24 protein-coding genes and 1 pseudogene are annotated in these 20905 nt (G+C 57.2%); 7 read left to right on the top strand and 18 right to left on the bottom strand.

What is annotated here, in order from left to right; all coding sequences use genetic code 11:
* Window position 1: 1 nt before the first annotated feature.
* Window positions 2–1060 carry a DUF1513 domain-containing protein gene (locus SLH47_RS20765; RefSeq protein WP_320242308.1) on the top strand — a complete coding sequence of 353 codons (1059 nt, stop codon included), beginning with the start codon at window positions 2–4 and terminating at the stop codon, window positions 1058–1060.
* Here SLH47_RS20765 and SLH47_RS20760 read toward each other — a convergent pair whose 3' ends face one another.
* From SLH47_RS20760 to SLH47_RS20750, 3 genes are all read right to left on the bottom strand, one after another.
* Entirely contained in the window at window positions 1061–1417 is a 357-nt protein-coding gene (locus tag SLH47_RS20760; protein WP_320242307.1) for a type II toxin-antitoxin system RelE/ParE family toxin, read from the bottom strand.
* The gene (locus tag SLH47_RS20755) at window positions 1404–1676 is read right to left on the bottom strand and encodes a type II toxin-antitoxin system ParD family antitoxin (protein ID WP_320242305.1); all 273 of its coding nucleotides are present in this window, start codon (window positions 1674–1676) and stop codon (window positions 1404–1406) included. Before SLH47_RS20755 ends, SLH47_RS20760 begins: the two co-directional genes overlap by 14 nt.
* Window positions 1677–1919: 243 nt before the next feature.
* Entirely contained in the window at window positions 1920–2498 is a 579-nt protein-coding gene (locus SLH47_RS20750; protein WP_320242303.1) for a TetR/AcrR family transcriptional regulator, read from the bottom strand.
* Between the two features lie 80 nt (window positions 2499–2578).
* Between SLH47_RS20750 and SLH47_RS20745 the strand changes: the two genes are divergently transcribed.
* Together SLH47_RS20745 and SLH47_RS20740 are read left to right on the top strand one after the other, a co-directional pair.
* Window positions 2579–3250, top strand: coding sequence for a GNAT family N-acetyltransferase (locus SLH47_RS20745; protein WP_320242302.1), 672 nt, complete (start codon window positions 2579–2581; stop codon window positions 3248–3250).
* A gap of 16 nt (window positions 3251–3266) precedes the next feature.
* Window positions 3267–3578 (top strand): hypothetical protein, encoded by a 312-nt coding sequence (locus SLH47_RS20740; protein ID WP_320242300.1) that lies wholly within the window; start codon window positions 3267–3269, stop codon window positions 3576–3578.
* Between the two features lie 144 nt (window positions 3579–3722).
* Here SLH47_RS20740 and SLH47_RS20735 read toward each other — a convergent pair whose 3' ends face one another.
* The 6 genes and pseudogenes from SLH47_RS20735 to SLH47_RS20710 all read right to left on the bottom strand — a co-directional run bounded on the left by SLH47_RS20735 (window position 3723) and on the right by SLH47_RS20710 (window position 8190).
* A complete protein-coding gene (locus tag SLH47_RS20735; RefSeq protein ID WP_320242299.1) occupies window positions 3723–4184 on the bottom strand; it encodes an Rrf2 family transcriptional regulator in 462 nt (153 codons plus the stop codon).
* Window positions 4185–4232: 48 nt separating this feature from the next.
* Window positions 4233–4718: a hypothetical protein gene (locus SLH47_RS20730; protein ID WP_320242298.1), complete on the bottom strand. Its 486-nt coding sequence runs from the start codon at window positions 4716–4718 to the stop codon at window positions 4233–4235.
* The gene (locus SLH47_RS20725; RefSeq protein ID WP_320242296.1) at window positions 4715–4927 is read right to left on the bottom strand and encodes a hypothetical protein; all 213 of its coding nucleotides are present in this window, start codon (window positions 4925–4927) and stop codon (window positions 4715–4717) included. Before SLH47_RS20725 ends, SLH47_RS20730 begins: the two co-directional genes overlap by 4 nt.
* On the bottom strand, window positions 4920–5420 hold the full coding sequence (locus SLH47_RS20720) for a hypothetical protein (RefSeq protein WP_320242294.1): 501 nt from the start codon (window positions 5418–5420) through the stop codon (window positions 4920–4922). The genes SLH47_RS20725 and SLH47_RS20720 overlap by 8 nt, the downstream gene beginning before the upstream one ends.
* A gap of 880 nt (window positions 5421–6300) precedes the next feature.
* Entirely contained in the window at window positions 6301–7329 is a 1029-nt protein-coding gene (locus tag SLH47_RS20715; protein WP_320242293.1) for an IS110 family transposase, read from the bottom strand.
* A gap of 103 nt (window positions 7330–7432) precedes the next feature.
* Window positions 7433–8190: pseudogene (locus tag SLH47_RS20710) on the bottom strand (IS5 family transposase).
* 299 nt (window positions 8191–8489) lie between these two features.
* Between SLH47_RS20710 and SLH47_RS20705 the strand changes: the two are divergent.
* The 4 genes from SLH47_RS20705 (at window position 8490) to SLH47_RS20695 (ending at window position 11913) form a co-directional block, all read left to right on the top strand.
* Window positions 8490–9659: an ATP-binding protein gene (locus tag SLH47_RS20705; RefSeq protein WP_320242291.1), complete on the top strand. Its 1170-nt coding sequence runs from the start codon at window positions 8490–8492 to the stop codon at window positions 9657–9659.
* A gap of 163 nt (window positions 9660–9822) precedes the next feature.
* Entirely contained in the window at window positions 9823–10179 is a 357-nt protein-coding gene (locus SLH47_RS26405) for a GNAT family N-acetyltransferase (protein WP_413785665.1), read from the top strand.
* Window positions 10180–10312: 133 nt separating this feature from the next.
* Window positions 10313–11146: a GNAT family N-acetyltransferase gene (locus SLH47_RS20700; RefSeq protein ID WP_320242289.1), complete on the top strand. Its 834-nt coding sequence runs from the start codon at window positions 10313–10315 to the stop codon at window positions 11144–11146.
* 113 nt (window positions 11147–11259) lie between these two features.
* Window positions 11260–11913 carry a protein-S-isoprenylcysteine O-methyltransferase gene (locus SLH47_RS20695; RefSeq protein WP_320242288.1) on the top strand — a complete coding sequence of 218 codons (654 nt, stop codon included), beginning with the start codon at window positions 11260–11262 and terminating at the stop codon, window positions 11911–11913.
* Here SLH47_RS20695 and SLH47_RS20690 read toward each other — a convergent pair.
* The 9 genes from SLH47_RS20690 to SLH47_RS20650 all read right to left on the bottom strand — a co-directional run bounded on the left by SLH47_RS20690 (window position 11910) and on the right by SLH47_RS20650 (window position 20905).
* The gene (locus tag SLH47_RS20690) at window positions 11910–12737 is read right to left on the bottom strand and encodes an alpha/beta hydrolase (protein WP_320242286.1); all 828 of its coding nucleotides are present in this window, start codon (window positions 12735–12737) and stop codon (window positions 11910–11912) included. The two genes, SLH47_RS20695 and SLH47_RS20690, sit on opposite strands and share 4 nt — an antisense overlap.
* 77 nt (window positions 12738–12814) lie before the next feature.
* A complete protein-coding gene (locus SLH47_RS20685; RefSeq protein WP_320242284.1) occupies window positions 12815–13639 on the bottom strand; it encodes a (2Fe-2S)-binding protein in 825 nt (274 codons plus the stop codon).
* 336 nt (window positions 13640–13975) lie between these two features.
* On the bottom strand, window positions 13976–14932 hold the full coding sequence (locus SLH47_RS20680; RefSeq protein ID WP_320242282.1) for an ABC transporter substrate-binding protein: 957 nt from the start codon (window positions 14930–14932) through the stop codon (window positions 13976–13978).
* Between the two features lie 60 nt (window positions 14933–14992).
* A complete protein-coding gene (locus SLH47_RS20675) occupies window positions 14993–15958 on the bottom strand; it encodes an ABC transporter substrate-binding protein (RefSeq protein ID WP_320242280.1) in 966 nt (321 codons plus the stop codon).
* Between the two features lie 69 nt (window positions 15959–16027).
* Window positions 16028–16981: an ABC transporter substrate-binding protein gene (locus tag SLH47_RS20670; RefSeq protein WP_320242278.1), complete on the bottom strand. Its 954-nt coding sequence runs from the start codon at window positions 16979–16981 to the stop codon at window positions 16028–16030.
* Window positions 16982–17006: 25 nt separating this feature from the next.
* Window positions 17007–17960 carry an ABC transporter substrate-binding protein gene (locus SLH47_RS20665; RefSeq protein ID WP_320242276.1) on the bottom strand — a complete coding sequence of 318 codons (954 nt, stop codon included), beginning with the start codon at window positions 17958–17960 and terminating at the stop codon, window positions 17007–17009.
* A 20-nt stretch (window positions 17961–17980) separates the two neighbouring features.
* Entirely contained in the window at window positions 17981–18967 is a 987-nt protein-coding gene (locus SLH47_RS20660; protein WP_320242274.1) for an ABC transporter substrate-binding protein, read from the bottom strand.
* Between the two features lie 28 nt (window positions 18968–18995).
* Window positions 18996–19955, bottom strand: a complete 960-nt coding sequence (locus SLH47_RS20655; RefSeq protein WP_320242273.1) for an ABC transporter substrate-binding protein — start codon at window positions 19953–19955, stop codon at window positions 18996–18998.
* Entirely contained in the window at window positions 19952–20905 is a 954-nt protein-coding gene (locus SLH47_RS20650; RefSeq protein ID WP_320242272.1) for a sucrase ferredoxin, read from the bottom strand. The genes SLH47_RS20655 and SLH47_RS20650 overlap by 4 nt, the downstream gene beginning before the upstream one ends.

Below are 20905 nucleotides of genomic sequence, written 5' to 3'. Positions count from 1 at the left end.
AATGGCGAACCGGCGGCAGTTCATTGCGGGGCTTCTGGCAACCGGACTCGCGCCCGTGCCAAGCTGGGCCGATGTGGGCGCGCCGGCCCTTTTGTCAGCGGCCCTGCGCGATGATGGGACCTATGTACTCTGTGGCATCAGCGACGCGATGCAGGTGCTCTTTCAGATCCCTCTGCCCGCTCGTGGGCACGCGGCGGCGGCCCATCCAACAAGACCGCTTGCCGTGGCCTTTGCCCGCCGCCCTGGGCGTTTTGCCCAAGTGATTGACTGCAGCACAGGACAGCCAAGGGCCACACTTGATGCGCCACAGGGCCGCCATTTCTACGGGCATGGTGTCTTTAGCCAGGATGGCGCGTGGCTCTACACAACAGAAAATGACTACGACACAGGCGCGGGCCGTGTTGGGGTCTGGGATGCCGCCGCCGGATTTGCCCGTGCAGGTGAGTTCGCCAGCGGCGGGATCGGCCCGCACGACATCAAACGCTTGCCCGACAGCGATGTGCTTGTCGTGGCCAATGGCGGGATCGACACGCATCCTGACAGTGGGCGGACAAAGCTGAACATCCCGACCATGCGGCCTAACCTTGCCTATATTACCAACGGAGAGTTGGCTGAGACGGTGGAACTCGACCAAATCCACCACAAAAACTCTATCCGGCATTTGTCGGTCGCGCAGGACGGAACCGTTGCCTTGGGCATGCAATGGCAAGGCGATGCCGCTGTCCCACCATTGGTGGGTGTGCATCAAAGGGGTGCCTCTTTGCGATTGGCCCTGACATCCGAGCGTCAGATGCAAGGCTATGTCGGCAGCATCACCTTCACCGGTGACGGCATGCACATCATCGCAACTTCCCCGCGTGGCGGGCGGGTGCAGCGCTATGATACAAAAACGCTCGCGTTGTTTGACCAAGTGGAACTGACCGATGCCTGCGGGGCTGCTGCGACGCCACAGGGCGTTATCATCACTACTGGCACCGGTCAGTTGGTCGATCTCGCAACCCAGCGCAGCCGGGATGTGCCATCACTGCAATGGGACAATCATCTGGTGTCATTGGGTTAGTTACTGCGACGCTTTGCGGTCCAAAATACGCACCATCATATGCCGGATATGATCCTGCGCACCAAAGAACACCGCCAGCACCCGGACTATCTGCGCGTCGGCTTCGGGACGAAACCAAAAGGCCGCGTTATTTCGCCGGACAAAGCGAACATCGGGCAAGATGTCATGGCGCAATGTCCCCTGGAACGGTAATTCTGCCAGTTTCTCTGCGTCAGCCTGAATAGCCCTGATGCGCTCGGCGGCACGGTCCAGCGCAACGTCACTTGGGTCACCAAAATCAACATAGGCTGCAACCAGATGATCGAAGATTAGCGCGAAGTCGTGTGCGACATCCGCCGCAAATTCAATCCGCCACACGGGCGCTTTGTCTCTCGGCAATCATCACATCAAGCTGCTGACGTATCGCGTCTGCGTCCAAGAATTCACCCGTCGCGCGTTCCGCCAGGATAGCCTTTAGCGCAGCAGTATCGGCCGTTTCAGCCTCGGTTTGCTGCTGTAACAGATCAAGACCTTTCTGGATCACCGCGCTGGCGCTGGCATATCGCCCTTCGGCTACCAGATGGCGAACGAACCCATCCTGCTGGTCGGTTAAGGATATGGAGGATTTAACAGTCATAGAGGCATGGTGGCACCCAGTAGCACCAGCCGCAACCCATTTTGTCTTGGGGTCGCTTCCGGTAAGGGGCAGGATTGCATCACAAGAGACGCGTTCAACGTGACAGCGCTGCACTGCGTCTTAGATAGATCGTACGGGAGTAGTCTCAAATGCCGGGTCTTATCTGTACACCTGCCGTTGCGCCCCAAGCCGGTAAAGGGGCTAGATGCGGGACTTAGCTGCCGTTGGCTGTATGACGGCTTTTCAAGAGCATAGTTTGGAGAGCATAGACCGCAGCGCGTCGGAAGCAGCTTCGTGCCGCTGTTTAGTTTCTTCGCCATCAGCGACCCATAGTGCCGCGTCAATCATCGCGCCGTTGACCAGTACAGCTAAGGCCGCTGCATCGCCTTTGACAAATGCATCCTGCCCTTGAAGCTCCACAATAGCCTCTCTGAGCGGTTCTACACTTCCCTCCTGATCGATATCGCGCAGCCTTTGGCCAAGCACAGCCGGACCATCCTGAAACACAATTCGGCGAACTTCGGGGTCCAAGGCAGCTTCGAGATAAGTGAGACATGTTTTGATGAAACTATCTCGATCTACAGTGTCGCCACTCGCTACCAAAAGGCGCTCGCCGATCTCTCCATCAATCTGCCGGATCGCGGCTTCTAACAGCCCCTCCTTACCGCCAAAGTTATGATAAAGCGCACCACGGGTCACGCCAGCTTCCGCACATAGGTCATCCATAGATGTGCCTGCGTAGCCTTTCTCAAAGAACCATTTCCGGGCCGTTGCCAAGAGCCGTGCAGAGGTTTCCGCCTTCTTCTGTTCCCGCAGATTCATGAGGAAGAACCTCTCTTTTTCGTTGACATACGGTTCGTATGTTATATCTCACATACATGACGTATGTTAAGGAATCTGCGATGAACATGCAACAAAAGATCGCTCCAACTGTGAGAGCCGCAACGGCCCAAGACATTCCATTTCTTGCAAAAATGGACGTGGAAGCGTCTCTGCCGCCCTTTGGTACATCCTTCTGGGATGAGCTGCTTGAAGGCACTGGAACGGATACGCTGACATTCCTGGAGGCAATGTTTCGCGAAGCGGCTTCAAACTGGGGTGATGTGTCGGACTTCATCATCTTGGAAAGTGATGGTGTGCCGGTGGCTACCTGCGCCGTGTTTAAGCCGGAGCCAACGCCTGCCAGTGAAGGACCTCTGAACCTTGAAAAGGTCGATCAGCTCGCATGGGCGTTATCCTGGTCTGATGACACAAAGAACACCTTCCGCGCGGCCTATGAGAAAGCTTGGAGCGGAGACACTGGCTTCTTGAAGCCTCAAGCTGATCTGATCATCGAAACTGTCGCCGTTGCGCCCAACCATCGCGGCAAGGGCCTTGGCACAGCCTTGATGCATGCAGCGTTTGCGTGCGGTCGCGAGCTTGGCGCGGACAGCATCGGGATCATGGTCATTCACGGCAATGACGGTGCGCAAGCTCTCTATGAGAAACACTTCGAACCCTTCGCGACCTTTCATGGCGCGTATTTCGATCACGAGTTCCCGGGGCTGACAAAGTACCGGGCGTCCCTAACCTAAGAAAAGGAGTAAACCTATGGACACTATGATTGTGATGTACAACCTCGCGCCGGATCAGGATCAGGCCGATTTCGAAGAATGGCTGCATGAAGTTGATCTTCCCGGCTATGAGAAGGTCAAATCAATGAGCGATCCCGTCTATTATCGGGCGGAAGAAACGCTTGAGGGCAAGGTCCCACCCTACAAGTACGTGGTCGCAATTAAATCGACGGGCGGTGACGAAGTTGACGACGAAATGACTGGCCCCGAATGGGAAGGCTTTGTCGCCGACTTTGAGAACCGTACACGTGATGCGGTCTATGTCACAGCACAGCGTATCATTGGCTGAAAGATCAAGGCGGAGGACCGAAACCGGACCTTCGCCGCACGCTGACGAACGAGCAAGTTGGGCTCACAGTCAGATTTCGCCGCAAACGCCGCCAATGGCAGCTAAAGATACAATCCTGCCCCTTACCAGAAGCGACCCCCTATCTCAGGTCTGGTCCACCAGTTCGAACAAGGCTGGAACCGCCGGACAGGGGGCCAGATCGTTGCCAACGACGTCAGACAGCCGCGCCTGATGCAAGAACACATAGACATGCGCGCTCAGCCCCTCCCAAAGCCGATTGGCCATGGATTGCGCCTGTGAACCAGACGCCCCGCCCGACACCCCTGCGCCGGTATGCAAAGCCGATACGGTCTCATCCACCGCGGCCAGAATATCGACAATTCGGATATCCGATGGGGCCCGCGCCAGCTGGTACCCTCCGGCAGGTCCGCGGGCCGAGACAACCAGTCCAGCGCGGCGCAATTTCACGAAAAGCTGTTCGAGATAGGTCAGCGAGATATCCTGACGCTTGGACAATTCAGACAGATTGACCGGGTGACTGCGCGCCTCTAATGCCAGATCCGTCAAGGCAACCATGGCATAGCGGCCTTTCGTGGTCAGCTTCATATGGCTTCCTCCTTTTCTAACCCTGCGCAGCTGCTTGGATGAGATCAATCATGTCACGGCGCGCAAGACCGGGCGCTTTGTTCGCGCGGGCTGTGCCGCTGTCGGATCGAGTATCGTGGCAAGCGACAGACCCGTCCTTACAACTGCCGCCTTGACCGAACCGCCGGTCAGACGGGCGATGATGGTGCGGGCGTGGCCAGTCTTGTCAGCGCGCATGGCCGCGATTAGCGCCAACAGCTCAACCTCATCTGTCGTCAGGTGTTTGCGCGCGTCCACATCCAGCGGATCGTTGTAGCGTAGCGGCACTGGTCGGTTGAGCAAGACGGCTGACAGAAACGTTTGCACAGCGTTGGCAATCGCTAGCCCCCTTGCTTCCCCCCAAGTGCCAGTGGCTGTGGCAAAGCCGGTGCGCCATCCAAGTGTTTCAGGATGAAGGTAAGCGTTTAGAAAATGGCGCATAACGGGCAACAGCGCCTTGCTGGCCGCATCAAGCTGCTCTGCGCGCGGGGCCATATCGGTATGCATGGCCTTCATGCCTTTTTCCTTTCGGCGACATCGCATTTTCGGAATACAGCGATGTCCTCTGGCAGGTCGTCCGGTGCAATCTCAGGGATTGGCCCAGCCCTTTTCGCCGGAAACCGTACGTCCGCTTCAATCGCGGTGCGCAACCGGGGGTTCAGGCCCACACCGGTCCGCTGGGCGAACGCATCCATGGCCAACAGATCAATCAGACTTCTAGACATCGGCGGGCACCTCCGCCTGCATCTGCGCCAGGGGCAGCATCAGCGACAGCCGTGTCATCGCACCCAGGCTTTGGGTGATATTGTTCCCTTCGCACAGCATCATTAGCTCAGTCTGCGCGCGACCCGCATTTCCGCGGCACACAGCCTGCAGCGCACCCATCAACCGACGCTCATGTTCGCTGACAATGGCAGCACAGCCTTCGCAGACCGGTGAGTTGAAATGAAAGACAGATCGCCGTGCCTCGCGCACGCTGCGCAAGACGTCGACAAGGCGCGCGGCGATGATCGGCCCTATCTCATCCCCAAAGGCTGTTTGCGCAATATCGGATGCCCTGAGCCATGCATGCGATTGCGGGCACGCAAAGGATTGAAAAAAGAAACGCGCAATCGTGAGGATGTGATCCTCTGCATAATCGAATCTTGCATCGGTGCGCAGGATTTCTTTTTGATCAGGGCGCCGACCGCAATGGGACTGGCTTTTGGATTGGGGCATGTCGAAACCTCTTTTGCATCAGGATGGCGTCCTATCTGGCAATTCTGGAATCAGGGCTCGACAAGGGCGATATGATCGTATGCTATATCCTGACTATTTTAATAAGGAAAAATCAAGCATCTTTTTTTGGGGACTTTTTGTTGGGCTGCTTACCAGAATAGCACGATCTTTACCCGAATTATGGCAGGTGCAGTTACGTTTACCGGGCTGGTATCCGCTATATCTTAACGCAGGGGTCTGCCCCGCGCCAAATTGTGGACAATTTCCTTGACTTAGCCTGATGCGTCACGCGTTGACTGTTCTGAAGTTGCGAAAATAAGCAGCAAAGAGCGAGGAAATAGCAACCATGTTCCAAACCGGGCCAATCGCCGCTGGTTTGCAATCCGATGTCACCTGCGAAATGGCGGAGCGGCTTGGCACTGCGCTGTCCGCACATTTGCAACAGGTTTACGCTCCCGATCAGCGCGACCGAGGTGGCAGAGTTGTTTGGCGTATCGGGTCAGTTTCTGAGCAAAGGGCGTGCAGATGGGTCATTGCCCGAACATAGCGAGATTAGGGTCAGGACTTCGGTAACGGGACCGTTTCTGTCAAGAGATTTCGCGCAAACAGAGTGATCCGCCAGAGCGGTGCATTTGGTTCGTCGTGTCGGCCCTGCTTTCTCACAAAGCCTTGGGCTGAGGTCCTTTGGGTACATGCTTCGGTTCGTGGTCAGCGCGACGGCTGCCAACATGATGCTGGTTCGATGTAATTCCGATGTGCCCATCTCATAGGCGTGCTTGACGTGTGTCAGCGACAGTCCTGACCACGGCATCATCGGAACCACGTCCCTGCGGGACCTCGAAAGCTTGCGATTAAGCAGGCAACGGTTTTGGGCCAGAGATCAGATCATTTCCGGCGCTGCATCTTGTTGGAACACGGAGCCATCGATCCAGATCCGATGGAGAATGACAGCAATGCGGCGTGCGAGGGCGACCATCGCAATTTTCCGACCACGTCGCTGCGCGAGTTGGGCTCCCCATGTTCTCAGCCATGTCGACCGGCCACGGTTCATCATGACTGTCGCAGCCTGGCACAGCGCTCGCCGCAGATTGACATCCCCAGCCTTCGTGATGCCGCCGGACACATCTCGCTCACCAGACTGATTGCGTGAGGGCGTCAAGCCAACCCAGGGACCAACCCTCTTCGAAGACCGAAAGCGGGCTGGATTGTCGACTGCAGAGCGGAAGGTCAGCGCTACGACCGCACCGATCCCAGGCATCGTCATCAGACGGCGACAAACGGGATCGTCTTGAGCAAACTGGCGCACGTGCTTCTCAAGGGTCGCAAGTTCCTGCCGCAGAGTTTCCCTGGCGCGCAGCATTGGTGCTGTTGCGGTTTCCAGCATCGGATTGCCATCTGCCAATTCCCGAATCCGGACCTCGAACCTACCGCGAGAGATCGCGCCGACCTTGAGGCCGAAGTTCCGAAGCAGACCTCTCAGAGACATCTCCAGTGCGATCATATTCTGTTGAATAGCTTTCCGAGCGCCGAGGACAGCGCGAGTTTCTTGAGCCGAGATAGATTTACAGTGAACCGGACGGAACCAACCGAGATGGAGAAGTCGAGCGATCCCTTCGGCATCGCGTCGATCCGTCTTGATCGGCATTGCCTTCAAAGCGCCCTTCACCTGGCGCGTTTCCATCAGTACAGCATCCAAGCCCGCCTCCATCAGACCACGGTGCAGCCATTGCGACAAAGGCCCGGCTTCTAGACCAACCGCTGCAATGCGCCCTTCCAGTTCGTACAGCCAACGCGACAAAACCTCAGGTTCACTCGCGGCCTCAGCCTCTCTGATTATCTGACCATGCTCGCTGATCACGCAGATCGCAGTTTTATCAAGCGATACATCCAATCCAATAAACAGTCTCATCCTGTCATCCTTCATCTGGGTTCAAATACGGGAATGACGGCAGCGCGGCGCTGATCTGACAAGTAGCAACGGCGGTGCGTGACGCAGGCCCCGTTACAGCATCTCATAGCCAATAAATAACGAGTGCGGCGGGAGCGATTGCTGAGACGAAGACCTTCGGGCATCGGTCGTACCGGGTTGCCACCCTGCGCCAGTCTTTCAGCCTGCCGAACATGATCTGAATCCGGTTACGTCGTTTTTAGCGGCGCTTGTCGTATTTGACGGCCTTTCTGCGCTGCTTCCGTCCAGGGATGCAGGCGCGTATTCTTTTGTCTTTAAACGCTTACCTGAACCAGTCGGCATCATATCCGCGCTTCCCGATCAGCCAATCGACAGTCGGTAGGCTGCTCAGCAATGCCCGCGCGCCGATGTAATCGCTGACCTGACCTGCGGTGACGAACAGGTTCAGCGGGCGGCCTTTGCTGTCGCAGATGGCATGCAGCTTTGTGATCATGCCGCCCTTGGTCCGGCCAATCAGGCGTCCACGCCCCCCTTTTTGACGCCCATGTTGGTCGCAGTAGGGTGGGCCTTCAGATAGGTGGCGTCGATCATAACGGTCTTTTCTTCCCCATGATCGGCGGGCAACCCGATCATCATCTGGGCGAAGATACCTTTATCGCTCCAGCTCTTCCAGCGATTGTAGAGCGTCTTTTGCGGCCCATACGCTGCAGGCGCATCCCGCCACCTTAAGCCATTGCGATTTATGAAGATAATCCCGCTCAATACACTTCGATCATCGACGCGAGGCTTGCCGTGGGACTTCGGAAGAAATGGCTTAAGACGTGCCGTCTGTGCATCCGTCAGCCAGAATAGATCAGACATATTCACCGCTCGTTTTTGAGCCGTGAACCATGCCGCTAGACGGAAATCAATGGGTCCCGACCCTAGTGTCGAATTGTCAGTCATCATCCAGGCCGCGGCTGCACTCGCACTGGTATTTGAGAAGGTTCATGGTGGCGAGGTGAATTAACCCGGCGGATATTTGCGCGGGATGGTAGCAAAAGCCGAGACAGGGGAGCTGTATTTGGAGCGGAGCTTTTTGGGGCGGTTGAATGGTTTGGCGGCATGATCTGTCTGTTAAAACATTGCAAATGTTCCATGTGATGGCATAAATGCAAGGTATGATCGCACGACATCACCTGAACCGTCTTGAAACGGCGCTTGCAACGCAGGCTGGCGTTGTGCTGCTCGGTCCACGCCAAGTGGGCAAGACGACGCTCGCACAAGACATCGCAGAAGCCCGCGATGCCGTTTATCTTGATCTGGAGCGGGCGGCAGATCGGCAGGTATTGGCAGAGCCGGACCTTTATCTGGACGAACAGGTGGGCAAGCTGGTTGTTATAGACGAAGTGCAGTTGATGCCGGGCCTGTTTGGCGCGCTGCGAGGGCAGATCGATCGGCGCCGGCGGGCAGGGCATCGGACAGGACAGTTTTTACTGCTGGGGTCAGCCTCAAACACACTGTTGCAGCAAAGTGCGGAATCCCTTGCCGGGCGCGTGAGTTATCGTGAGCTGACACCATTCATGCTGGACGAAGTAGGGCAGGGGGCCTTGGCGCAACTTTGGCTCCGGGGCGGGTTTCCAGACAGTTTTTTGGCGGCTGATGACCGCACCAGCCTTACCTGGCGCGACGATTTCATCCGAACGTATCTGGAACGCGATATTCCGGCCTTCGGTCTGCGCATCCCTGCGGAAACCTTGCGCCGTTTCTGGACAATGCTGGCACATGAACAGGGCGGGTTATTGAATGCCGCCAAACTTGCTGCTGGCCTTGGCGTCTCTGGCCAAAGTGTGGCGCGGTACTTGGATCTTTTGGTCGACCTTATGTTGGTCAGACGCCTGCCGCCTTGGCATGCCAATACCGGAAAGCGGTTGGTCAAATCACCTAAGGTCTACATCCGCGATGCCGGTCTGACCCATGCTTTGTTGGGAATTGAAACGACTGAAGCCTTGCTGGGCCATCCTGTTGTCGGCGGATCCTGGGAGGGGTTCTGCATCGAAAACTTGATCGCAGCTGCCCCTCGGGGAACCGAGGCGAGCTTTTATCGGTCATCTGCCGGGGCAGAGATTGACCTGATTTTGAAACTGCCAGACGGCGCATTATGGGCGATCGAGGTCAAGCGAACGACCAGCCCGAAAGTCACACGCGGGTTCCATATTGCCGCAAAGGAACTGAACGTGACAGAACGATTGCTTGTCTATGCCAGTGACCGCGCAGCGCCGGGGCAGGGGGGTGTGCGGGCCGCGCCGCTTAGCGACGTGATGAAGCGGCTGAACTCTGCAACCAGATGACTATTTCTGACATGTTTTCAATGCATTATGGTATAAACAGACCGTTCGATGTTACGCCTTGCTGATCCAGCAGATATCCCTCTGATCCAGTCAATCCTGAATGCGCCAGAGAATTGGGACAAGTTGGAAGCCTATTCTGACGACACCATCTATGCCGTGATCGCTGGCGCGCAGAGCAAGGTTTTTTATCTGGGACGAAAATGCGGAACGGTGCGGTTTTTGTTGGCTCACCCAGACAGCAAAAGGGACAAAGGTAGAAGAATTCGGCGTCAAAATTCAGGGCCACAGGGTGGGGGGCCGTTTCTTTGGGCTGGTGTTGGACGCGGTGATCAGAGAAGGCTTGCCACTGCCAATCTGGCTTGCGGTCGCTGCGGACAATTCCGGTGCTATCCGTTTCTATAAACGGTTTGGTTTTGTGCATTCGACATTGCGCAAATCCGTCTGGCACCGTCGTAACGGTCCCATTGCAGATTCACTGATCATGGTCCACGCGCCAAATGACACGCGTGTTCATGATTGACAATCAGTGCGCCAATAATAGCCTGTGACTGCTCCAGTCAGATCATTAGCCAGGGCATCAACGCGGATGATGTGGCTATGAAACTGACGATCAATGTCCCTCCAGAAACGATACATCTGACAGCGGTGTCGGCATGACGACACGCATGGATGCGAAAACCGACGTTGTCCCATTAACGCGAGAGGATGTGTCTGCCGCAGCGGCCCTGTCCGCGACGTTTGGTTGGCCTCATCGGCAAGAAGACTGGGCGCTGATGCTGCGGATCGGAGTGGGATTAAAAATCCAGCCTGATGACGCGCTGGCTGGGACTGTGATGTGGTGGCCGCTTGGGCCGAATACGGCGACATTGGGTATGGTGATGGTGCCAAAACATCTGCAGGGGCAGGGGGTTGGCACAAGATTGATGCAAGCGGCTTTGGCGGCCAACACCGGCAAGACGCTGCGATTGAACGCGACGCCAGAGGGCATGGCGCTTTACCAGGGTGCCGGGTTTCGCGATGTGGGGGTGATTTGCCAGAACCAGGGTATTGCGCGGGGCACAGGCGAAACCGGCGATGCGGTTCTTGCAGGGCGCTATGTCGCCTCGCAGATCATGGAGTTTGATCAAAGGGTCACCGGTTTGCAACGCTCCCACATCTTGGAAACGCTGGTCACGGTCAGTGACGTTGCAATATCAACGGATGCGTCGGGAGAGTTGTCGGGTTACGCGCTCTGCCGCGCGTTCGGAATGGGCCGTGTCATTGGTCCGGTCGTCGCATCTGACACTTTGACAGCAAAGGCGCTTATTGCACTCTTCCTTGACCGCTATACGGGTCAGTTTTTGCGGATAGACACGCCCGCCACGCACGGCTTGTCCCCGTGGTTGGCTGCGCATGGTCTCATCGAGGTTGAACCTGCCACAGCGATGCGGATTGGTGCGGATGATCTACCGTCTGCCTTTGCTTTGGCCAGTCAGGCATTGGGCTAACATGGTTTGTGGAGGGTTAATTCTTAGTTGAGAATCGTTCGCAAGTGAGGTATGTCAAATTACGCGCCAGCCATACTGCGCCAGCCATCGGAACAAAGCGTTGGAGAACGACGATGGTCGGCAATCTGGTTCCTTATCTGATCATGCTTGCAGCAACAGGTTTCGCACTTTGGCGCGACGCGCCTTATGCAACACCTTTGTTCATCGTGGTCATGGCCGCATGGTACACCGTCCGCATGGTACTGACGCAAGGCGCATCGCTTGAGGTCAAGGAAGAGCGCGATGCCAAGCGCGAACGCCCACTTGCCGGGGTTGTCGGTGTTGGGATGATTTTCCTCCCGCTTTTGACACTGGCGACGCCATTGCTGGATTTCGCGGCCTACACGGCTGTGCCCGGTCAGTTGGCCATCGGAGCAGTTGTGGCAGTCATTGGCGTCTATCTGTTCTGGCGGTCCCATGCTGATCTGGGTCCGATGTGGTCGGCGCATCTAGAAGTTCGTGAAGGGCATCGTCTGATCACGCATGGTATCTACAGCCGGATCCGCCATCCGATGTATAGCGCGATTTTCCTGATCACGCTTGGGCAGACTCTGATCTTAACCAATTGGATCGCGGGGCCAATTGGCTTGGTGGCATTTACCGCGCTATATCTGATCCGCATCGGTCCGGAAGAACGGATGATGGCTGACCAGTTTGGGGCTGCATGGGCGAACTATGCCGCAAAGACGCCACGGCTTGTGCCGCGATGGGCAACCGGTGCGCGCTAGTTGTTGAGTGAATCCAAGAATGTGCTCACCAGTCGATTGAATTGTTCTGGCTGTTCGCGCATGGGCCAATGTCCAACATCAAGCACCTCCAGTCTTGCGTGCGGCATCTGCTTTGCCGCCATCTGAACGGTTTCAAGAGGAACGAGAGCATCTTGCGCCCCGTGAATGAAAAGAGTGGGTTGCGCGATGCGATGGAGGTCTTCCCTGTAAAATGAGCGGAGGCGCCTTGCGGTCATCTCGCCCCGCTGAAAATGCGTGAAGGGCGTGCCATTGTCTGCTGACGCAAGTACGTCGCTGACCTCGGCAACAAGTTCAGGCGTCACCTTGTTTGGGTCAGCAAAAAGTCCTGCGACAGCGCGCCGCAGCAAACTGGGATATCGTCGCATCGCTGCGTATGAGATGGCATTCAACGGCAATCGCGTCAGTAAGAACGACAACAGGTGATATGGCGCGCGGGGGGCCACGCCATACGTACCGACCGGTATCAGCGCGTTGACGCGCATTGGGTGGTTGATCGCTGACCAAAGCGCGGCACCACCCCCCATTGAGATACCGACCATGGCAGCGTTGTCGATTTTCTGGTGATCAAGAAACCGCATCAGCCAATGCCCGATATCGGCAATTGTGTAGGGTCGCCCTAGCGCTGCCGAACCGGCATAGCCGGGCCAGTTTGGGGCGATGACATGGTAGTGTTTGGCCAATTCAGGTGCCAACAGCCGCCATGACAGGCTTGCGCAATCAAGACCGCCGCCATGAAGCAATAGAACGGTTTTATGATGATCCGATCCAACCTGCAGAAAGGTTGCGGGTCCAGAAGAAAGCATGATGGTCTGCCGCGCGAAATCAGGCATATTTTGAAAGTCCCACCCATCATTTGACTGCCGCAAGTAGATGACTTCGCCTAACCTTCTGTGCGCGTGCGGCGCAGGTAATTGCGGTAGCGTTCGCGGCGGCTTTCGTCGGATCGTAGCACGCAGGTCGTACAGTAGTCAGCGTCCTCTCTGGGTGCCGTGTAGTAGCGGCAACAGCCACCGCGTACGCGCATCCAGTCGCCTGTCTCCGGTGCCTCTGGCAGGTCGATCCATGCAAAATCTGTCTGTTTGTTGAAAAGTCTGGAGCTTTTGTCGCGTATGATGTTCCGTGCATGGGACATCGCCAGATCTGTCTGGCCTATCGCGCGACCATGCTCAAGGAACGCTGCCGCAAGGCTGTCCGCGACAAGCCGCCAGAGGGCTGCGCGCGACAGTCCGGATAGTACATAGAGCCGATCGATTAATGGCGTATGGATTTGCTCCAGTGTCGTGGCCAAGCCGGGCAGGGCGGGCATGTCGACAAAAGCGGCCCGATCCGGATCGATATGGACGTCGAACGCAAGGCTGACGCCTTTCTCTCCGTCCTCCTCCCAATGCACAAACCGTTGCATCAGGCTGACCGCTTCTGACCTTGCGGCGGCCAGCCAGAGGCCGCGCAAAGCCAATCCGGCGAGTGGTTCACAGATGCTCCAAGACACTGTGCCCATCAGGTAGGCTGCCGCAAGTTTCGCGTCACCACCCGGTTCATCCAAAATGGCATCGGCCATCAGACGGCGCACGCAATCATCGGATAGGTTTGCCATGTTCACGCCAGAAGACGTGGCGCCGGTCAGATGAAGAACGGGCGAAAAATCACCCTCAAGCGGGACAAGCGTTGCTGCTGTCGTCTGTAGGTCGCGGGGAATATGGGTCATTCGATCACGGGGTCTCTGTTGAGCCTACTTTGGCCAGTGATTTCGGTGAAGGCTTCCATGCGTAGATGGCCTGCGCGCCTTCCGAGTGCGTGAACGCCTTGAAACCTGTCTTACCGTCCCGGGCAGGGGCGGCAGTCATCAGTGGGGTGGGGGCAGCAGCAAAGGTCAGCCGTCTCATCGAACTCTCCAGATGTGTTTTCAGAACTAGCTTGGATGTGGAAGGTTCGCTGGCTTGTCCGTGGGCACTATGACATTTTCCGAGTATTTCTGTCGAGAATAAATGGAGATGTCAGGTTGAGACATTGCCGCGCACCTGACGCGGTGCGCGGCGTGACGCTATTCTGGCTGTAAAAACGGGTTGGACAGCACAGTTGTGAGCATAAAGATCGCCCCGCCGACTGCATCGTAAGACGGCGTTGTGATCTCTTCGCGCGGGATGGGGATCAGGCGGCCCTGCTGGCAGGCGCTCAGGACATCGCAAAAACCCGGAAACGCGCCCTCCATCGCGTCAATCGCATCCTGCGGGATTTGGCCACGATCCGTCCGATAAGTGGTGAATACCCAATCTGCGTCAAAGGCCTGCAGTTCTTCGGCGGAGTAGGTGGGACAATCCCCAGCTGCAGGATTATTGGGGTACGTTACAGGGTTGAGCCCGGCATCTTGCAAGATGAGATCAAGGTTCCCGTAGGGTGTGCAGGTCCAGAAACCGTCCGAACCGCCATGAATGATGGCATAGGACGTATCGTCAGGCACCAGCGACGCAAGTTGCGCAATTTGCGCATCATAACGGGCGCGATTGGCGGCCAGTGCATCCCCTTTGCCAAAAAGGGCAGCATAGAACTCCTGCGCCTCGTGCAGTGTCGAATCCGTGAAATAAGTAATTGTTGGCGCGATCAGCTCCAGTTGATCGATGCTGACCTCGTCCTGCCAATCCGGCCAGATGATCAAATCGGGGTTTAGAGCGGCAACAGCCTCAAGATCGACCGGGTTATCACCCACAAAAGCGATGTCTGAGTTGCCAAAATCCACGCCTGTCGACGTGGCAGATGCGCGGATGGTGGGTTGCCCCCCGTCGGGCAGCGTACCTTGACTGCCGACGGGCATGACACCAAGTTCGATCATCGGAACCGTCACGTTCTTGGAGCCAAGCGATACGATCCGCTGTGGGTTTTCGGGGATGCAGCTTTCGCCCTGAAGATGGGTGAAGGCGCGGAACCCTGCGTCACAGTCAAGCGCCAAGGCGGGTGAGGCTGCCAAAGGCGCAAGCGCGGCGACCCATATGGAATGTTTCATGTACTGTCCTTTCCTGATGAAACGGTTGGCATGCCCCATGGGGCTGGCTGGCGATATGTCTTACTCCGCGACCAGATCGCGGTTCAGGTCGTCCTGCAGCAGGACCGCGCTGATCTGATCCAACCCGTTCATCACCTTTCCCCAGGCGGAGCCGACCATGGTTGACCCGTTCAGCTGGTAAACTTGGCTCGCCCTGCCTACTTCGGTCGCTCCGACCAGCGGGTGCGCGAGGAATTCGTCATGCGAACTGCTGAAGCCCAGATTGTCCGCATCAAAAACCAGTTGGAACATCACATCTGCATTGTGATCGCCGATCGTTTCGATCGATCTGTATTCGCGCTCGCTGCCCAAGCCTTGCTCGGCAGCCGGGCGTATGGGGTCCAGACCACGCAGGATCACGCCCATCGCTTGCGTGGGATTGGCCGGGTAGAACTGCCCATCGTCCAGACGCGCTGTGAGGAACGAAACGGTTGTTGCTGAGCGGGCCGGCCCTAGTGCTTCGCGCACCGCGGCGATGCGGGCGTTCAGTTCGGCCTCAAGCTCTTTCGCGCGGTCGGTGCGATTGACGAGATCCGCGAATTGATAGAGCGCGTCAGGCAGCGGCTGGTCGAACATGTCGATAACGACAACCGGGGCAATATCACCGTAAAGCTCTGGCGCTTCCGGCGGCCAGGGTGAGGCGACGATCAAGTCAGGCTCCATCGCGGCGACCTCTTCCACACCTGGAGGGCCACCATAGGTGCCAACCCATGTAATCCCGGTTGTGTCGTAACCTTCCATGCGGCGAAAGATGTTTTCACCATCCTGTGTCGTGGCACCTGCAGAGCCGACGGGTCGCACACCCAATTCCATGAGCGGCAAAAGCCCGTTTTGGTCCTGTAACGTAACGATCCTTTGCGGATCGGCGGGGATGCAGGTTTCGCCAGCGGCGTGGGTAAACGGGCGCATTCCGGTCTCACATTCCAGGGCGAGCGCTGGTGTGGCGGTCAGGGCCATGATGGCCATCATGATGTAACGTAGTTTCATCGTCTGTCCTTTCTGTGACAAGAAAGGCTGGCTCAGGCGGGGAGGGTGCCTTTGGCTGGCTTATACGGGTCAGTTGAAGTCACGCCCGGCGGTGATTGCTGTCAGGAAATCAATCGACCGGTCCAGGCTATCGAATGTGTAGCCGACAAGGATGTCACGCTCATACCAATAGAGATTGCCGGATTTCACACCGCCAAGTTCGCGCCAGAACGGGGCGACCTGATCCCATTGTTCGGTCAGCATCGGGATGGTCTGACCAAAGCGCGGCGCGCGACTGGCGATCAGAACGTCGCCGTCAAACTCCTGCATCCGTTCGACGCTGACACCGTTCATACCTTCGGTTGCTTCGGCCTGAATAGCAGGTTTCGCAAAGCCAATATCGTTGATCACCTGATCAATGGCGCCCCAATTCGGATAGTACCACAGGCCGTCTTCCCAGACATCAAAGCGCGAGACGGTGATGGCAGACGGATCACCGATTGTCGCCTTCGCATCCGCAATACGATCTTGATAACGGGCCAATTCGGTATCGAAGGTTTGCTGGCTGCCCGAGACATCTGCAAGCCAAGCCAGATGGTCCAGATACGGCATCTGGGGGGGAATGATAACGGTGGGTGCAATCGCCTCAAGCTGGCCCAGAATTTCCTCGTTCCAGATGCGCCCGATAATCAGGTCTGGGCCTGCCGCGGCGAGCGCCTCGATGTCGACCGGATTACGGTCCGAGAAATAGGCGACACCGGACTCGGCGATAAACGCCTCTCCAAAGATATCGGCGGCCCCACGTATATAGGTGGTGCCATCCTCCATCCGGTTCATCACCGTCAGCGCAATCGGAGCGCCGATATCCAGAAGGGGGGTCGTGACACTGTCACCACGCAAACTTGCGATGCGCTGCGGTTGTTCGGGGATGCAAGTCTCACCCAGATGGTGTGTGAAGGCGCGAAAGCCTGCGTTACAATCAAGTGCTGCGGCAGGGGCGGCGGCCAATGTCAGAAGACTGGCCAGGGTTAGTCTGAGTTTCATACTGTCCTCTCTGTTTTGATTGTCGTTATTCGGGTTTGGAAACAATCCTGGTTGACGATGTTGTGGCGAGCACCGCCATCGCCATGGCCATCAGCGTGTCATAAGAGGCCGAGGTTGCTTCAGCGCGAGGCAGGATCACGATCTGATCCTCGCGGCAGGCATGAAGCTGTTCGCACCAGCCCGGAAAGACCGCGCTAACCGTATCCAGCGCATCTTGAGGCACCTGGTTGCGGTCGGTGCGATAGGTCATGAAGATGATATCAGCATCCAGATCGGTCAGGCGTTCTGCGCTCCACGTCTCAAAGGTGCCTTCGGGAATGGCATTGACGGCCTCGGGGAATTGAAACCCCGCATCACGCAGCACTTTGCCAAGGGCCGAATAAGTGTGCTGTACATGATAACCTCCGTCCGCGCCCTGCAGCTTGCTGACGGTAATCTCGCTTGTTGGGACGATCCGTCGGATCTGTGCGATTTGTGCTTGGTAGCGTTGTTCAAGCACAGCCAGTTCCGCTTCCCGACTTGTCGCTTCGGCGAGCAGTGGAAAGACGCCGATGGTGCCGCGGGCCGTGGTGTCCACAACGACAGTGGGCGCGATGGCTGAAAGCTGATCGACATCGGTATCCTGCCATGTGGACGTGATGATCAGATCGGGTCCAGTATCGGCGATCACCTCGATATCAGCCGGATTACCGCCGAGATATTTGATCGGGGAATTATCAAAATCGAGGCCGGTGACAGTCATCGAACCGCGTATAAACGGTGTGCCGTCATCGGCGGTGCGTCCGTGGCTGCCGATTGGTAAAACGCCTAATTCAATCAGCGGCGTGCCAAGGTTCTTGTCGTGCAAGACGGCGATGCGCTGCGGGTCCGCTGGGACCTCAACCAAACGCCCCAGATCATCTGTGACGGTGCGGGTGTCCTGCGCCAGGGCTGGGAGTGCTGCGAGGATCAGCGCGCTGATGGAAAAAAGTCTTTTCATTGGTTGTTCCTTTCTCGAGATCACTCTTCAAAGGGGACGAATTCTCGTGTCCCCATTTGCGAAACGACAACGGCCATCGTCGTTTCCAGCACGCTGAACATCACCGGGCGGATTTCTTCGCGGTTCAGGAAGAAATGCTGGTTGTTGCGTGGGGCGTGTAGAAACTCATTCCAGCCGGGCAGGTTCGCTTCAAAGGCGGCGCGTTTGTCGGCAGGCTGGTCTTCGGGAAAGATGGTCGTGTAGCTGCCGACCATGAAATCCGCCTCTGACTCTTGAATGGCTTCGGCGCTGATCTGGGCCCAGCTTTCCGGCATGTTTTTGTAGAAGTCGGGCATGCCGAAGCCGAGGTCAGCGGCAACTTGCGAAAACGCATGCAGATCACGGGTGATCCAGATACCTTCGTCAAATGTAGGTTCGACGACGGCGACGGTGATGTCGGACAACGGACCAAGCTGATCTTCAAGCAGGCCACGCGTTGTCGCCACACGCGCCTGATAAAGCGCGCGCCGCTCCTCGAACTGTTCTGTTTCCCCGACGATTTCGGCGACTTTCGCATAGATGTCGAGCATCGGTTGCTCGAACTCAACAGCTGCTGTGGGCGCGATCACGGCGAGCTTATCGTAGACGTCATTCGCGTCTGTAATGGTAATGATCAGATCAGGATTAAGAGAGGCGATCAGTTCCAGATCCGGCTCTCGCCAGTTGCCGATATAGGTGATGCCGCTCTCGTCGTCGAATTGCAGGCCGAGCATCGCGGTGAGCGACCGCATGAAGGGCTTGCCGTCGTTGATGTTGGCGTCTTCACGCCCCACCGTGCCGACCACACTGTAACCCAGCTCGTAAAGCGGCGCTGTGATGATCTGATTGTCGATGGCGACAATGCGAGTGGGATTTGCGGGGACGGTGATCGTGGTCCCGTTATCATCCACGATTGTCCATGTATCCTGCGCGCCAGCAAGAAGTGGCGTGAGGGTGAGCAGGCCCACCGTGATGATCAATCTTTTCATTTGTATTGTCCTTCCTTACGGCGCCGGATCATTCGGACACCTGTGTTGTCGGATCGCCGTCAATCGCGGCGGCAATGCGGGGTTCGAGTGTTTCCAGCACAAACGGGATGCTGAGCAGTGAGGCATGGCTGAACGCGCCCGTCAGCAGATCATCGGTGAAGACTTCGCGCCCTTCCTGATAGGCAGTCAGCGCGGGGCGCAGGGCCAACCCCTCAATCCGGTTGAGCTGACCCCGGCTGCCATCAGTGATCCAGATCAGCAGATCGGCATCAATGATCTCCAGTTCCTCTTCCGAAAAGGTGACGGCAAATTCAGTATCGCCTACGGCTTCCTCAACAGCTTTTGGTGTTTCGAAACCGAGATTGGACAGAAGCAGGGGTCGGATATCATCGCCCGCATAAACGCCTGGTGCGTCGCGCCAGTAATACGCGACCGCGGCCGTTTTGCCCTGCCAATCGGGATTGCGGGCCGCGATGGCGGACATCTCTGCCTGAAGTGCGGTCACCAACGTCTGTGCCGTGTCGCGCCGACCCGTAGCCTCGCCGGCGATCAGGGCTAGTTGATCCCAGGGCAGGGCATAGTCGCCAACACCTTCAGGAACCGCCACAACCGGAGCGATTTTGGAAAGCTGTTCATACTCTTCTTCGGTGATGCCCGACCAGAGCGCGAGGATCACGTCAGGTTCGCTCGCGGCCACGTCTTCAAAGTTCAAACGACGCCCCAGGACTTGTGGTTGGGTGGTCAAAAGCGGCTGCGCCCAAGGCCATACCGCCTGATCATAATCGCCATACCAATAGCGGATCGCCACTGGCTGGATACCAAGTGCGAGAAGATTATCGGCCCCGTTGTAATCAACACTGGCTATGCGCTGCGGCGGTTCGGGGATGACCGTTGTGCCGAATTTATGCGCGATCGTAAGCGGAAAATCCTGTGCCAGCGCGAGACTGGTCCAGAGAAGCGTAAGGATTGTTACGAGAAGCGATTTCATGAGATGTCAACCTTGTTGTCGTGTTCGATCAGTGTACCGCGCCAGATGCTGCGGCTTGGTATGGGCTTTTGCGCGGTTAGATCTGCGCAGGCCCCGTACGATTGCACCTTCTCTTCCCAACAGCGCACCAAGAGCTTCCCGGCGCTGGTATGCACGGTGAAGATCCGGTCAGCGGAGCTTGTGTGTTCGTCCACCGCGGTGCAGCGTGTCCATGAGGGAAGCTGAGACAATGCGATGATCTCGGCCACTTGTGCGGGGGCTAGCAGATGATTGGTGCCGCGAAAGGCTGGCAGATAGGGCAAATCGCGCACCTCTGCCGCTAAAAGCGGGGCCGCATCTGCAGGGACAAGACGCCCATATTTTCGCCCCGCAGGCAGGACCAGCGCACCACCTGCGTGCCTGCATCCGCCCAGATGCGTGATTTCCCAGATATCAAAATGGTCGCCATGCGCAGGGGCGGCCACACAGAGTGCCTTGTAAGCCGCAAAGCCCCATTTGGCGCAACAAGCATCATGTTTGCCATGCGTGCAGACGAAGATGCTGGACGGTTTGACGGGGGAAGGTGCAAAACTGGAAAGATCCTGTCCCTTTGCAATGGCCTGGATCAGAGCAGGATAATCCTGCAGCGGCAGATCGCAGCGGAAGGCCTGCGGGAACACGATGATGCATCCGCCCGGATCAGGCTTGCGGTCAATCAGGTTTACGCGCCATCCGGCCTCAACCGCTGCGTCAATCGCGGCAACCAGATCATCGGGCATCTGGGCTGCGATGCGTAACGAATGCTCCCACCGGCCCTTGGGCCACTGGATCAGGATGTTGTGGGCCTGATGCGCGCCGGTGCCTGCCAGCGGCTCGCCCGCAGCCAGCGTATGGCCGGTGCAAAAGCGCGCCGGGTCCGCGATGATGCGGCCCGTGTCATCTGGCAGATGGGCGTCAGGTGGCAGCGGCAT

This window comes from Cognatiyoonia sp. IB215182, from assembly GCF_033963905.1.
Lineage (GTDB): Bacteria > Pseudomonadota > Alphaproteobacteria > Rhodobacterales > Rhodobacteraceae > Yoonia.
Note: the sequence above shows the minus strand (reverse complement) of the source record. Positions and strands in the feature narration are given on the sequence as shown.